General features: G+C 69.4%; 11 protein-coding genes and 3 pseudogenes. 6 read left to right on the forward strand and 8 right to left on the reverse strand.

From position 1 onward, the window contains the following. Nucleotides 1-1,028 (reverse strand): trehalose-6-phosphate synthase (locus tag AB0G04_RS09650; RefSeq protein WP_360979387.1); only part of this gene is annotated, 1,028 nt, incomplete at its 3' end. A 183-nt stretch (nucleotides 1,029-1,211) separates the two neighbouring features. Between AB0G04_RS09650 and AB0G04_RS09655 the strand changes: the two genes are divergently transcribed. Continuing rightward, a complete protein-coding gene (locus AB0G04_RS09655) occupies nucleotides 1,212-1,478 on the forward strand; it encodes a hypothetical protein (RefSeq protein ID WP_360979390.1) in 267 nt (88 codons plus the stop codon). A gap of 177 nt (nucleotides 1,479-1,655) precedes the next feature. Here AB0G04_RS09655 and AB0G04_RS09660 read toward each other — a convergent pair whose 3' ends face one another. Together AB0G04_RS09660 and AB0G04_RS09665 are read right to left on the reverse strand one after the other, a co-directional pair. Next, nucleotides 1,656-1,910 (reverse strand): hypothetical protein, encoded by a 255-nt coding sequence (locus AB0G04_RS09660; protein WP_360979393.1) that lies wholly within the window; start codon nucleotides 1,908-1,910, stop codon nucleotides 1,656-1,658. Nucleotides 1,911-1,941: 31 nt separating this feature from the next. Further along, nucleotides 1,942-2,271 carry a methyltransferase domain-containing protein gene (locus AB0G04_RS09665; RefSeq protein WP_360979396.1) on the reverse strand — a complete coding sequence of 110 codons (330 nt, stop codon included), beginning with the start codon at nucleotides 2,269-2,271 and terminating at the stop codon, nucleotides 1,942-1,944. Nucleotides 2,272-2,469: 198 nt separating this feature from the next. Here AB0G04_RS09665 and AB0G04_RS09670 point away from each other — a divergent pair, with 198 nt between their 5' ends. Together AB0G04_RS09670 and AB0G04_RS09675 are read left to right on the forward strand one after the other, a co-directional pair. Further along, on the forward strand, nucleotides 2,470-3,150 hold the full coding sequence (locus AB0G04_RS09670) for a hypothetical protein (RefSeq protein ID WP_360979399.1): 681 nt from the start codon (nucleotides 2,470-2,472) through the stop codon (nucleotides 3,148-3,150). Next, complete coding sequence (locus AB0G04_RS09675) at nucleotides 3,147-4,655, forward strand: hypothetical protein (RefSeq protein WP_360979402.1); 1,509 nt, start codon at nucleotides 3,147-3,149, stop codon at nucleotides 4,653-4,655. The genes AB0G04_RS09670 and AB0G04_RS09675 overlap by 4 nt, the downstream gene beginning before the upstream one ends. A 189-nt stretch (nucleotides 4,656-4,844) precedes the next feature. Here AB0G04_RS09675 and AB0G04_RS09680 read toward each other — a convergent pair whose 3' ends face one another. Both AB0G04_RS09680 and AB0G04_RS09685 read right to left on the reverse strand, forming a co-directional pair. Further along, on the reverse strand, nucleotides 4,845-6,020 hold the full coding sequence (locus AB0G04_RS09680; RefSeq protein ID WP_360979405.1) for a serine hydrolase domain-containing protein: 1,176 nt from the start codon (nucleotides 6,018-6,020) through the stop codon (nucleotides 4,845-4,847). Nucleotides 6,021-6,392: 372 nt separating this feature from the next. Next, a pseudogene (locus tag AB0G04_RS09685) lies at nucleotides 6,393-6,720 on the reverse strand (transposase); the annotation flags it as partial. A gap of 246 nt (nucleotides 6,721-6,966) precedes the next feature. Here AB0G04_RS09685 and AB0G04_RS09690 point away from each other — a divergent pair. The 3 genes and pseudogenes from AB0G04_RS09690 to AB0G04_RS09700 all read left to right on the forward strand — a co-directional run bounded on the left by AB0G04_RS09690 (nucleotide 6,967) and on the right by AB0G04_RS09700 (nucleotide 9,858). After that, nucleotides 6,967-7,647, forward strand: coding sequence for a hypothetical protein (locus AB0G04_RS09690; RefSeq protein ID WP_360979408.1), 681 nt, complete (start codon nucleotides 6,967-6,969; stop codon nucleotides 7,645-7,647). A gap of 64 nt (nucleotides 7,648-7,711) precedes the next feature. Beyond that, nucleotides 7,712-8,905: pseudogene (locus AB0G04_RS09695) on the forward strand (transposase). A gap of 257 nt (nucleotides 8,906-9,162) precedes the next feature. Continuing rightward, nucleotides 9,163-9,858, forward strand: a complete 696-nt coding sequence (locus AB0G04_RS09700; RefSeq protein ID WP_360979411.1) for a hypothetical protein — start codon at nucleotides 9,163-9,165, stop codon at nucleotides 9,856-9,858. Between the two features lie 508 nt (nucleotides 9,859-10,366). Here AB0G04_RS09700 and AB0G04_RS09705 read toward each other — a convergent pair. The 3 genes and pseudogenes from AB0G04_RS09705 to AB0G04_RS09715 all read right to left on the reverse strand — a co-directional run. Continuing rightward, a pseudogene (locus tag AB0G04_RS09705) lies at nucleotides 10,367-10,568 on the reverse strand (IS701 family transposase); the annotation flags it as partial. Between the two features lie 105 nt (nucleotides 10,569-10,673). After that, entirely contained in the window at nucleotides 10,674-11,912 is a 1,239-nt protein-coding gene (locus AB0G04_RS09710) for an iron-containing alcohol dehydrogenase (RefSeq protein WP_360979414.1), read from the reverse strand. A 49-nt stretch (nucleotides 11,913-11,961) separates the two neighbouring features. Next, nucleotides 11,962-13,422: an NAD-dependent succinate-semialdehyde dehydrogenase gene (locus AB0G04_RS09715; protein WP_360979417.1), complete on the reverse strand. Its 1,461-nt coding sequence runs from the start codon at nucleotides 13,420-13,422 to the stop codon at nucleotides 11,962-11,964. Nucleotides 13,423-13,433 lie beyond the last annotated feature (11 nt).

A 13,433-nucleotide genomic window follows, 5' to 3' on the forward strand; every position in this document is an offset into this window, starting at 1 on the left:
CGGCCGACATCGCCGAATTCACCGTTGGTGCGCCCGACCTCGCGTTCGACGCGCTCGCGTAGCTGCTGATATTGCGCGATGCGTTGCCGGCTGGGGGTAGCCACCTGCACCAGCACGACGTCGTCGTTGGAGATCTCTCCGTCGGCGAGCAGGTCATGGTAGGCCTCAAGCCGCTGTTCGATGCCTTTGGTGTAGTCGAGCCGGTCGACGCCCAGCAGTAGGCGCCGGTCTCCGCCGAGTTCGGTCCGTAGCTGCCGGGCACGCTGCTGCACCGCGGGGTCGGCAGCGAACTGATCAACCTCGGCGACGTCGATGGAAATCGGAAAGGCTCGCGCCACGACGGTACGTCCGTCGACCCCCACCCGGTCGTCTTCCGGCTCCAGTCCTAAAAGCTGCCCTGTCAGGCGAAGGAAGTTCTGCGCTGCCAGGGCACCCTGGAAGCCGACCACGTCGGCGCCGAGCAACCCCTTCAGCAGCTCCCGGCGGCGCGGTAGCTGCATGAACAGCTCAACCGGCGGGAAGGGGATGTGCAGGAAGAACCCGATACGCACGTCCGGCCGCAACTCGCGAAGCATCGCCGGCACCAGGAGCAACTGATAGTCATGCACCCAGACCGTCGCGTCCGGTGCGGCCACTTCCGCCGCGGCTCGGGCGAAGCGGCGGTTCACCGCCTCATAGGCCTGTCGCCAATCACGGCGATGGGTCGGCTGCTCGACCAGATCGTGGAACAGCGGCCAGATGGTGGCGTTCGACTGGCCTTCGTAGTAACGATCGACGTCCTCGGCGCTCAGCGGCACAGGCCACAACCGCATACCGTCGACATCGAAGGCATCGGGCGCGTCTCCAGCGCTGCCCGTCCACCCGACCCAGGCGCCGCCCCTCTGACGTACCACCGGGTGCAGAGCGCTGACCAGCCCTCCAGGACTGCGCTCCCATCGGCTCGGCCCATCGCCGTCAGTTATCTCGTCGACCGGCAGCCGGTTGGCAACTACGACAAATTCGTGCCCGCCGCCTGCATCTTCACCCATGGCTGCAAAGTACCTCTGGACCGGGGGATAAAACGTCGCCCGCCCTTTTGACCAACCCCAGGAGGTACGCCGGTCGGCAAGCAGCTGAACTCGTTTGAAAAGTCTGCCTTTTCGTTGCGAGTACCCCATCATGGCAACGTGAGTCCCGAAGAGAACACATACGTACGGGATCAGAATGCCCGAGTGGACCCGATGCTCACCCTCGAGACAATCACCGTCGCCGGCCTGCGGGACATCCTGGCCAATATGCCCGACGAGGCTGTCGTTGTCGTCGCAAGGGACGGAGCGGGCGGAGACGACTGCTCTCCGCTGGCCGATGTCGAGGAAGCCTGGTATTTCCCGCTTACTGGCGAGTCCGCTCCGATCGGGCGGGACTCCGACGGCAATGTCCACGAGCCCGGTTCTCGTGACCTGTATGCCGTAATGCTTCGGCCGGCCGACCGTCGCTGACAGTCGCTGTGTTCGCTCCTTCTCGGCGGCCGGATGAGGAACTTCCGTCGAAGGTCCGAAGAAAGGCTCACCGGCTCTGTCATCACGGCGGGCCTGGTTGCACGCCGCCCACGACACCGCTGGTGAGATCGACCGATTGCGCCACGGCATCGCGGGCGCGAACGTAAAGATCAGCCGCTACCGCGCGACCCTCGACGCGGCCTCGGGGCGGGCGTAGAACGCCTCACCGAACCCGTCGGTGCAGTCCCGGGGCACGGGCACCACGTCGACGCGGACCTCGGCACTGCCATCGACGAGGGCGCCTGTCACCTGCTCCAGCGTCGGGAACCGCGCCTGCTCAACGGCCACGATCTCGGGAATGTAGTCAGCCAGCCAGAACTGCCGCAATGCCGGGACGTCGAGGGTTAGCACAACGACCGGCCCGCGACTCACCCGCCGCATCTCGCGCAGGCCCTGATCGACGTCACCCCCACTGGTGCACGGTGAACATCGCCATGGCTGCGTCGAAGCTGTCGTCGTCGAACGGCAGGTGCTCCGCCGCCGCGTCAACCGCGGGCGCCGCTGCGACCGGACGTTGAGCCCGCATAGCCGCCGACGGCTCGACAGCCAGCACGTCACGGTCAGCCGGCTCGTAGGGCCCGGCGCCCGCCCCGACGTTGAGCACAGTTCGGTCGGCACCGAGCGCCACTTGCACCCGAGCCGCGATCCGCCGGTCCGGCCGGCGTACGGATGCGTAGCCCGCGCCGTGCTGTTCATAGTCGAAATCACCGGCCGGACGTGCGCGAGTTGTCACGGACCTATCGAATCAGCTGCGCTTCGGCTTATCGGTCTTCCTCCGCCCGGGTACAGCGGTCAGAACAGGGCAAGGTGTTTCCGGCCGGGACGCCAGCGGACGGGCTGCCCGCGACCCCGGCCACGAGGGGCACGCCGCCGACTACCGCGGAGTTGGCGGCCGTCGATATGCTGGGGCGTCGTCGACGGTCGGGGGTCCATGATGCATGTGCTGTCGTTCGCGCTCGTCCTGGAGGAAGTGGGGGCGGTCGGCAAAGGCTCCGGCGGCAACATCCGGGACCTGGACAGCCTCTTCGACGACGAGCGGCTGGAGCGGTTGCGTGAGCACGCGCGGGCCTTCTGCTTCCTGGCCTTCCACGGCACCGCCGACACCGCGATCGCCGATTACGTGCGCGGCGGGACCCTCGGCGACGACACTCCTGCCGACCTGATGGTGCTCTTCGTGCTGGACCAGCCCGCTCCGGTGGCGACGCCCGTCGGCGACGACTCGCTGCGCGAGTGGGTGACCATCGACCGCGGCGGGCACCCGGCGTACCGGATGGTGCGGGAACTCTTCGACGATCCGCCCGCGCTGCCCGGCCTGGTGGTGTTCGAGGAACTCACGCTGGGTTCGGAGGTGGCGTACCTGCCGCTCGGTCACCTGCGGACACGGCAGGACGCCCTGCAGGAGTTGCGCGACCTGTTCGCCCTGATCGGCGAGGTCAGCGCCGCCGCCAAGCCGGGCAAGTTCCTCGACGACCTCGGGGTGGCGCTGCACCAGCGCGGTTCCGACTACACCCGCACCGGGCGGCGGCCGCTACGCGAGTGGTTGCGGCGCGGATTCACGCTGGCGCGGGAGAATTCCGGGGAGATCGTCACCATGGTCAACTTCTTCTCGTGACCGCACCGGCCCGCGAACCGCTGGTCGCGATCGACGCGGTGCCCGGTGCGGCTTCGATCGCCGCCGTCGTGGACACGCTGCTCGCCGAGGTGCTGCTGGCCGGCGGCCTCGCAGCGGCGGGAGGCACACGAACCTCCGGGCTGCCTGCGCAGACCTACCGGCGCCGCCGCCACCGGATCACCCACCTGCTGACCATGGTCTGCGAGCAGGATCTGGGGCTGCGATTCGCGGCCGGGGTGCCGTTCCTGGCTTGCATCCCCGCCGTGCGCGAGGGCGTGCCGATGGCCGGGTACGCCATGAGCGGCGCGCACTACCCGCCCAGCCAGTGGGTGGGTGACCTCTTCGTGCGGTGGATCGGGGCCGAGGAGTCGCCCGGCGACCAGGATGCCACCGCGGCCAACGCCGACCGCCTGTTGCAGGGCGCGCTCTGGTATGTCGTCCACGAACGCCCCGACGACGCGGTGCCGGCGGCCGTACGCTATCTGGTCGATCTGGCCGCCACCGGACAGGTGCCCGACATCGAGGCCGCCGCGATCGCCATCGCGTACCTGATCCGCGCGGCGGCGCGGGCCGACACCCCCGACGGGCTGGCCGCCCTGATCGCCGGCGGTCGCATCCCCACCACCGTGGCCGACTGGACCCGGCCCTGGATGACGTGGACCGGCCTGGTCCCCGCGGCGTCACCGGCCGGGCGCCGGGGCGTCGCGGCGCTCATCGATCGCGCGCAGGCCGCCGCCACCCGTACCCGCACCGCCGGCGACGCCGACGCATGGCTGGCCGCCCTGGCCGGCGCGACGTGCGCACATCGGTGCCTGTGGCAGGGCGCGCCGCTGACCGTGGAGAAGATGCCGCTCGGCCTGCAGGCGCTGCACTCGCAGGTCGAGGAGATGGTGGCCGACCACAACGCGATCATGTTTGCCTTCGCACTGGCCGGGATGCCGCAGGTGGTCGCCTACTCCCGTTCCGTCGCCAGGGAACTGGCCGCCAACGGCGACCGCGACGGGCGACGGTTCGCCACCGAACGGGCCCTGATCCCGCCCCACCTGCTCACCGGCACGGCCCTGCCCCGGCATTGGCAGCAGCCCACGTGGCGAACCGTCACCGCGGCGCTCGGCCACGGCCGCCCCGGTACACGCCGCCCCCGTGACGGGGCGCCGGTGGAGGTGGGCCCGCGGGAGCTGACCGACGCGGCCACCTCGGCGCTCACCCGGATACGCGGCGCCGCCGCGGCCGAGCAGCGCCGCATCAGCGCCGAGCTGATCGACGACTACCCGTGGTTCGACCTCGCCCACCGCATCGACGGCGAGGTCCGCGCCCTCAGCGGTGATCTGCCGGGCGCCATCGACGCGGTCGTCGCGGCGCTCGTACTGACCCCCGAGGCGGCCGACTTCTGGCAACTGCTCGCCGAATTGCTGAACCTGGCCGGGCACCCGCGGGCGGCGGGCACGGCCATGCGGATGGCGCAGATCGTGCATCAGGCCGGCGAGCAGCTGACGGCCGGCTGACGCCTGCCCCGGTTCGACCGGCGCGTCGTTGGTGGCGGCAACGGCGACGACCGGCGACCGGCGCCCGGCCGACGCTGAGAGCGGCGTAAGCCGGGATGGTTCCGGTGAGGAGGGCCAGTGGGTGAGGTGCCCGCCGTGCGTGTCCGAGTGGGTGGATGGTTTGGATCGGCCGTTGCCGCGATCTCTGAGTCAGCAGAAGGTCTCGTCGACGAGGGTCTGCATCGCCTCGCGGAACGCGCCGGCCTGTGTCATCGTGACGTCGTCGACGTAGGTGAGCGAGGCGGTCAGGGTCCGGCCGCCGTCGAGTGTGCTGTACATCATCGTCGCGTACCCCTGCACGCCGCCGTTGTGGGTGACGAGCGGGACGCCGCAGGCGGGCAGCGGGAACGGCGACGGCGTACTGCCGTCCAGCACGAACAGGCCCAGGCCGTAACCGAACTTCGGGTTCGGCGTGCGCATCTGGGCCAGCAGCGGCGCCGGCAGCAACTTGCCGCTCATCAGGGCGGCGATGAACGTCCGCAGGTCCTCGGTGGTCGAGATCATGTCGCCGCCGCCACCGATCCAGGACGGGTTCTGCCGGGTCACGTCGACGGTCTGGCCGTCGTAGCGGTAGTAGGCGTGGGCGTGCGGACCGGTGATCTCCGGCGACGTGCCCGGCGCCACGGTGTGCCGCATGCCGAGCGGGCGCAGGATCCGCCGCTGCAACTCGGCGCCGAACGGGTGGCCGGTAACCTCCTCGATCAGCAGTCGGGCCAGCACGTAGTTGGTGTTGGAGTAGCTCCAGTCGGTGCCGGGGGCGAATCGCAGCGGGTGGGACAGCGCCAGGCGTACCAGATCTCCGGGCTCGTAGGTCTTGAAGCGGTCCCGCACCCACCCCTCGCCGGACCAGACGATTCCCGGCACCAGCGTGCCGTCGGGGTCGTAGTCGCCGGTGAAGTTGAAGACGCCGCTGGTGTGCTGGAGCAGCATGCGCAGGGTGATCCGCTCGTCGAGGCCGTACCCGGGCAAGCGGCCGGCCACCGGCTCGTCCAGGCCCATCCGGCCCTCGGCCACCAGCTGCAGGGCGATGGTCGCGATGAACGTCTTGGTGCTGCTGCCCACCCGGAACCGGCCGTTCACCGGCGGCACGCCCGGCTTGCCCAGCTCACGCACGCCGGCGCTGGTCGCCCAGTCGCGCCGGCCGTCGGAGACGCGGGCCTGCACCCCGGTGAAGCCGGAGCCGGCGATCTCCTGGACCACCTTCCGGAGCTCCGGCCGGTCGACACCGACGCCCTGGGCCGGGGCGGCCGTTCCGGTCAGCAGGGTGGCGGTCAGGGCGGCCGTTCCCGCGCGCCGCATGAACTTCGTCGTAGTCGCTGTCGTCATGTGGACCACCATCACGGCCTGCTCTGACACGGGACCGTCACGGCACTGACACCGCCTGCGGGGTACGGGCATTCCCGTGATCCGTACGCCTTCAACGTGCCTCCACCGCCAACCTGGACCGCCCGCAATGTGACCACCTGGATCGCCGAGACCCGGAACGAGCGGAAGATGATGCTCGCTGAACTTCAGGCCGGCCCGCTGAAAGCCACAGAGCAGAGCCCTGCTTACCTGTCCGCCGAATGACATCGCTGCGCTGCTCGACGAAGTCGCCGGGATGGTCGGCGTACTCCGGAAGGCTGCGCCCGAGGAGAAGTTTGAGGTGTATCGCAACCTCGGGTTGCGGCTGACCTACCTGCCGGAGACCAGAACGCAGCGGTCGCTGACCTGTATCGCCTGCGGCGCGCCGTCGCGGATCGCTTCGGCGTAGGAAGCTGATCCGTCCCGGAAGACCACCGTGACTTCGGGGTGTTCCCGCAGCCAGGCGGGAAGAGTGTCGGCCGTGCGGTCGGGCAGCACATCCATACGACGATGGGTGAGCGCATCGAGCAGCAAGGTGGCATAGCGGCGGCCTCGCCGCAACGCGAAGTCGTCGACGCTCGTGATAGGCATGCACCCGCTCGCTGAGCTGCCCACATTCCGGGCAGGCGGCCGCAGTCATCGGGGTCCGCGCCACGATCCGCACCGTCACTCCGAGATCCATGACGTGGTCGATGACCAGCGCAGACGGGCCGGGAAACACGGTCTTGATCACGTCACACGAGCATCATGATCCCGCACACGACCAACCACACAGGACAGGGCCCAGACCACCGTTTCTGCGCCAGAGCCGTTTTCTTGACAGATCCGCAGTCCAGGATCCGACGCTACGGACGAACATAGCTCTGCGTGGGTGTGCAAGAAGAACGCTTGGCGCACCGGTAGCCGGGTCCCGTTTAGGATCATGGCCGTGAATCCGGCATTCAGCGAACCCCCGCAGGTCTTTCCGACATCCGGCAGGTCGGTGTTGAGGACGGTGCTGGTCGTGCTGTTCGGTGGGGCGATCGCCGTGCTGAACACAGGACTGGCCTATCTGGTGGTCGGGACCACCGTTGTTCCGATTGTGGCCGGTCTCGTGTTCTGCCTGTCCTTCGCGGTCGCGATCAGGCTGCTGCACCAGGCGACATGGCTGTCGGTCCTCTCTCTCCTGCCGGCGCTGTTCGTCCTGGTGGGCTCGGTGCAGATGGCTCCAGAGCTGGCGCTGGAACAGCGCGGAGTGCGGCACGATGTAACCATCCTCGACGATCGGGTCACGGGCAAGTCGCACACGTATCTGTTGCGTAGTGACGACGTAGGCGTGCTGCGGGAGCCGTTGACGTACGCCGGAACTAACCCCTCGTACCGGGTCGGGGACCGCCTGACGGTGCTCGTTGACCCGCGCGGCGTCGTCGAGATCGAGGACGCCGCGCGGGTCGACTCCAGCGGCAAGTTGGGCTTGCTGGTTGCCGGAGTGGCCAGCTGGACGGTCATTGCGCTGCTCGCGGGTTGGCGCGGTCACCGTCGTCGGCACCGGCGTGCAGCTGAGGTGCGACGGCAGGCGGGCGGCTCGCTGGTTGGTGACGTGGCCGCGGCCTTCGCCGACGGGGACTAGTAATGCTTTGTCACTTTCGGGTGGTTGATAGTGACCGTTAACGATGGGTTGCTGTCGTTGACGTATGGACGTTGCTGAGGCTGACCGGCTGCGTGATGACCTGTCGGAGTCGCGTCGGACGTGTTCGCGTCGCTGACAGGGGCGGGCTGGCAGGAGCGTGCGGCCGCCTGTCTGCAGGGCTTGATGATCGACGGGTGGCGTGAATCCATCCAGCCGATGGCCGCCCGGTTGCAGGGCACGCACGAGCAGGCGTTGAACCACTTCGTGACCAACAGTCCGTGGCAGGTGCAGCCGGTCCGGCAACGGATCGCCGCGCTGGCCGACGAGGCGATCGGCCCGGCAGTGTGGGCGATCGACGACACCGGACTGCTCAAGTGCGGCACCGCATCGCCGTGCGTGGCCCGCCAGTACACCGGCACTGCGGGCAAGGTCACCAACTGCCAGATCGCCGTCAGCGTCAGCATGGTCACCGACACCGCGTCCTGCCCGGTCGACTGGCGGCTGTTCTTGCCCGAGTCCTGGGACCCGCCTCACCCAAGGCCACCACCGACGTCCACGCCCGCCGCCGCCGAGCCGGTATCAGCGACGACGTGACCCACCGGGAGAAGTGGCGCCTCGCCCTGGACATGCTCGACGAGTTCCTGCGGTGGGGACACCGGCCACGCCCTGACCGAACGCGGGCTGCCCTACCTGGTAGGTCAGCGGCAGACTCACCGCTTATCCAGCCTCGGCAAGCTGCACGATCGGCGAGTACGCCGGCGTCGGTTCCCACCCCACACCGCGTTACCAGCAGCCGGCGGCCACCCTCACCGAACTCATCATCACCGGCTCCGCCCGGGCCCGGCGGGTAACCTGGCGGCCCGGTTCACGTCTGCGTGCCGGCCGACAGGTTCTGATGTCTTCGCACTTCGTGTTCACCCGCGTCCGCCCGGCCGGGCGGACCCTGGTGTCCGCGCACCGCGGCGAAGACCTGCCCGAGACCTGGCTGATCGCCGAATGGCCACCCGGCAGCCCGCATCCCATCGAGTACTGGCTCTTCGACCTGCCCGCCACGACAGCCAAACGCACCCTGGTCCGCTGGGCGAAACTGCGCTGGCGCATCGAACACGACTACCCCGAAGTCAGGACCGGCCTCGGTCTCGACCACTACGAGGGCCGCATCTGGCAAGGCTGGCACCACCACGTCACCCTCGTCTCCGCGGCGCACATCTTCCTCACCCTGCAACGCCTGGACCCAAAAACCCGTGCGCCGGAATGACCCTCTACGCCGTACTCCGACGCCTGCAGCTCCTGCTGAGCTATCTCCTCGGAGCATGCCCAACCTGCCGAACCCCGTTCCCACAACGGAAACGACGCCGACGACGCGGATCATGACAAAGCATGACTAGGCGGGCGGCCAGCCGCTTTCGTTGCTCTCGCCCGAACTTTCGGTGCGCACATATAGTATTTATCGATTCAGATCTATTAGTGTCGTGGTGTGATGCACGTTGCGTGCGCTGCGAACAGGAGTGTGCGATGTCGCGCAAGACCGGCAAGCCATCGTGGACCAAGCCGACGCCCAAGGCGCCAACAACCAGCCAGATGCCCGGTAGGGCGCTTCGCGCGACCGTCGCGCTGCTGGCGGCTGCCGCGGTAGGCCTGTTCATCGGGGTGCAGGTGGCCAGTCCCAGCGCCACCGACGCGGCGATCACTTCGCTGCGCGCGGACGAGGTCAAGCGGGACGCCACCCAGATCGTCGAGTTGACCGCGCTGGCTCGCAGCACCTCGCAGCAGGTCAAGCCGGTGGTGGACGGGCTGCGGTCAGGGCTGCCGGCCGCGGACACCGGCGCTGCGGCTACCCGGCCGGTCACCGCCGAGCAGCTGGCCGAGTGGAAGCAGATCATGGCGCAGCAGGTGGAGCGGCACAAGGACGCCCCGTCGGGCAGCACCGCCACCAACATCGCGCGCAACGGCCTGCGCAACGCCGTCAACCAGCTCACGGTCGCGCTCGACACCGCCGCGGCGGCCCGCGCGCTACCGGCCGACCAGCAGGCCCCCCTGCTGGCGGTGGCGTCGCGGCAGCGGCTGCTCGCGGTCAACGCCTGGTCGGTTACGGCCACCCAGCTCGACCAGATCAACATCGACGCCGGCAACGGACACCAGCACGTCTACCTCACGGACACCTCCGAAGGCGGCGCGGCCGTCAGCGACGGGTCACCCGAGGGCCGCTGACATGCCCGCCCGTCGGTGCGGCGATACCCGTACGGGTGCCGTGACCTTCCAGAAGTGACCCGACGTGGCAAGGAGAGGCCGCCGGTCTGCTGCCGGCGGCCTCTCCTTGCCCTGCCAGTGGAAGGCCGTCGCGCTGGTCCTGGTTCTGGCAGAGCCGTAGGAGGCGGACTTCCCCTCCGATGCCGCCCATCACGGCGGCTGTCCGGCAGCCGTCGCCGGATCCGACTTCCATGAACATCACCATGAATCGGCTTCCGCCACGCCACCCCGGTCCGTGCCGCCTTGCCTGACCTGGAGGCGCCTCAGTCGAATGCCGATCGGTTCGGCCCCTGACCGCCCTGGCGGCGGGCAGCGTGGGGCACGGCGGCTCGATGCTTCACGAGGTGGTCCCGATTCACGCGGAACCACGTGGTCAGTTTTCAGGCGGAGCCGACAGTTTGGCAGGTCGGGCAGGTCTCGATGAGGGCGGCGAGCAGGTGTTGCAGGCGTCGGCGTACGGCGTAGAGCGTCATTCCGGCGCAATCGTTTCTGGGTTCAGGCGTTGCAGGGTCAGGAAGGCGTGCGCCGCGCTGACCAGGGACGGTCTTCGAAATGGTCCAGCCCGAGGCCGGTTGGACTTCGCGGTAATTGTGTTCGATGCGCCGGCGCAGCTGCGCAAGCCGGACCAGAGTGCGTTTCGTGGTGGTGGCGGGCGGGTTCGACAGCCAGTACCCACAGGTCACCGTCGACGGCGTGGATGCCTGCCGCTCCTGTTCCGGGATCTGAATCGGCGCTCAGCGTCTCACCGAGCGGCTGCTCCACAGGTGAAGGCCGGGTCACGGGATTCTGATCGATGACAGGACGTTGCGTTTCCGGTCGCCGGTCCAGGCGGCTTCGAGGATCGCGGTCAGGCTGGCGGTGTCGGTCGGGCCCGGATGGTTCTGGATCAGGCGGGTGACGCCACCGGCCATTTCCGCGAAGCGGGGGAGGTCGGCGCGCGCCACGCCGATGTCGGCCAGGGTGGCGGGGATGCCGATGTCGGCCAGGAGCTGGTCGAGCCAGGTGAGGAAGGCCTCCGCGGCCTCGGCGTCCGACGCGTCGGACACGTCCAGCCCGGACACCCGGGCCAGGGCGGCCAGCCGGTCGCCGATGGCGTGCCGGGCCGCGTCGAGCGCGTAGGGCAGGAGCAGCCCGACACCCAGGCCGTGCGGCGTGTGCGTCGCCGCGCCGATCGGGTACTGGAGGGCGTGCGGGGCCGCGTTGCCGGCGTGGGAGAAGGCAATCCCGGCGAGCATGGACCCGTACGACATGTCGGCGCGAGCATCCTTGTCGCCTCCGTCCCGGACGGCTCGGCGCAAGCTGCGGGCGATCCGCTCCGCGGCCAGCAGCGCGTAGTGGTCGGTGGTCCGGTTGCGGCCGAGGAAAACCTGCTCCACCGGGTCGCGCGGCCCGTGGGGCCGGGGCCGCGCGGTGTAGCTCTCCACCGCGTGGCAGAACGCGTCGATGCCGGAGTGGGCGGTGACCGTCGGGGGACAGCTGTAGGTGAGTTCGGGGTCGACGACGGCGAAGTCGGGCACGATGTGGACGCTCGAGACCCCCACCTTCAGTGCGCGGTCCGGGTCGGTCAGCACCGAGACGGGGGTGAGCTCGGAGCCGGTGCCTGACGTCGTCGGGACCGCGACGAGCGGAATCGTCGGGCCGGGCACCTTCGACTCGCCGTAGTAGTCGCCCGGCGTCCCGCCGTGGCGCCGGATCACGCCGACCATCTTGGCCAGGTCGATGACCGTGCCGCCGCCGATGGCCAGGATCACGTCGGCGTCCACTGCGGTGGCCGCCGAGACGGCCAGGGCCACGTCGCGCAGCGGCACGTCGGGAGTCGCTTCGGCGAAGACCTCGACAGCGTCCACCCTGTCCCGGACGGCGGCGACGATCTCGGCCACGGCCGGCAGCCCCAGAAGGGTCCGGTCGGTCACGACGAGAACCCGCGAGCCGCTCTCGACCACCAGACGGGGGATGTTCTGCCTGACGCCTTCGCCCACTATCAGCTGGCGCGGTCCGCGGACGGTCTCAAGCATGTCGGTGCCTCTCTGGAACGTCGGCGGTCGTGGAGTAACAGCAGGCCGGTCACGGCAGGTCGATCGCCGCGTAGGTGAAGTCGAGGTACTCGAGAATCCCCTCGTGCGAACCCTCCTTGCCGATCCCGGACTGTTTCACGCCGCCGAACGGAGCGGACGGATCCGAGATCAGGCCACGGTTGACGCCGAGCATCCCCGTTTCCAGCCCTTCGGCGAACCGGATCGCCCGCTGCAGGTCACGGGTGAAGACGTAGCCCGCCAGGCCGTACTCGGTGTCGTTGGCCTTGGCCATCACCTCGTCGTCGGACGTGAACGAGACGATCGGCGCCACCGGGCCGAAGATCTCCTCCGTCAGCATCCGCGCGTCCTCCGGCACGTCGACGAGGACCGTGGGCGGGTAGAAGTAGCCCGGTCCGTCCGGGCGCCGGCCGCCCACCAGGACCCGCGCACCGCGATCGACCGCGTCGGCGACGAGTTCGGCGACCTTGGCGACCGACGGCTCGTCGATCAACGCCCCGACGTCCACGCCGTCGTCGAGGCCGTGACCCACCGAAAGCGCGGCCATCCGCGCGGCGAAGCGCGCCGTGAAGTCCTCGCGCACCGGCTCCTCGACGTAGATCCGGTTGGCCGCGATGCAGGACTCCCCGGTGTTGCGCATCTTGGCGACCATGGCCCCGTCGACCGCGACGTCCAGGTCAGCGTCGGCACAGACGATCAGGGCCGCGTTCCCCCCGAGTTCCATCGAGGTACGCAACACGTTCTCCGCGGCCTGCCGGAGCAGCCCGCGCCCGACCTCGGTCGACCCGGTGAACGAGAGTTTGCGGGTCCGGCGGTCGGACAGCAGGGCCGAGACCACCTCGCCGGCCCGCTTGGTGGTCACCACGTTGACGACGCCCGGGGGGACGCCGGCCTCCTCCATGATGCGCGCCAGCAACAGCATGGTGAGAGGCGTCAGCGCGGCCGGTTTGGTGATCGTGGTGCAGCCCGCGGCCAGGGCAGGAGCGATCTTGCGGGTGCCCATGGCCAGCGGAAAGTTCCAGGGCGTCACGAACACGCACGGTCCTACCGGCTTCGGTACGGTAAGGATGCGACAGCCGCCCCCGGGCGCGGTGCTGTAACGCCCTTCGACACGGACCGCCTCCTCGGCGAACCAGCGGAAGAACTCGGCGCCGTACGCCACCTCGGCCCGCGCCTCGGCGAGCGGCTTGCCCATCTCGAGCGTGATCAGGCGGGCGACCTCCTCGGACCGTCCGATCAGGGCCCGGTACGTCGCGGTCAGCAACTCCGACCGTTTGCGCGGCGGGGTCGCCGCCCAGTCCGCCATCGCCTTGCTCGCCGCGTCCAGAGCAGCGAGCCCGTCGGCCGCACCGGCGTCCGCCACCTCGGCGATGGCCTTGCCGGTGGCCGGGTTCTCGACGGTGAAGGTGGCTCCGCTCGCGGCGCCGCGCCAGGTGTCGCCGATCCGGAGCAGCCGGTGCTCGGGGGCCAGGACGTTCATCGGGTCACTCATCGCGTGGGGGC

The sequence above is a fragment of the Actinoplanes sp. NPDC023801 genome (assembly GCF_040639655.1).
GTDB lineage: Bacteria > Actinomycetota > Actinomycetes > Mycobacteriales > Micromonosporaceae > Actinoplanes.

Coding starts and splice junctions, on each gene's coding strand:
- AB0G04_RS09710 (WP_360979414.1), bottom strand. CDS start 11,912: ATGCTTGAGACCGTCCGCGGACCGCGCCAGCTGATAGTGGGCGAAGGC.
- AB0G04_RS09715 (WP_360979417.1), bottom strand. CDS start 13,422: ATGAGTGACCCGATGAACGTCCTGGCCCCCGAGCACCGGCTGCTCCGG.
- AB0G04_RS09670 (WP_360979399.1), top strand. CDS start 2,470: ATGATGCATGTGCTGTCGTTCGCGCTCGTCCTGGAGGAAGTGGGGGCG.
- AB0G04_RS09700 (WP_360979411.1), top strand. CDS start 9,163: ATGTCGCGCAAGACCGGCAAGCCATCGTGGACCAAGCCGACGCCCAAG.
- AB0G04_RS09680 (WP_360979405.1), bottom strand. CDS start 6,020: ATGACGACAGCGACTACGACGAAGTTCATGCGGCGCGCGGGAACGGCC.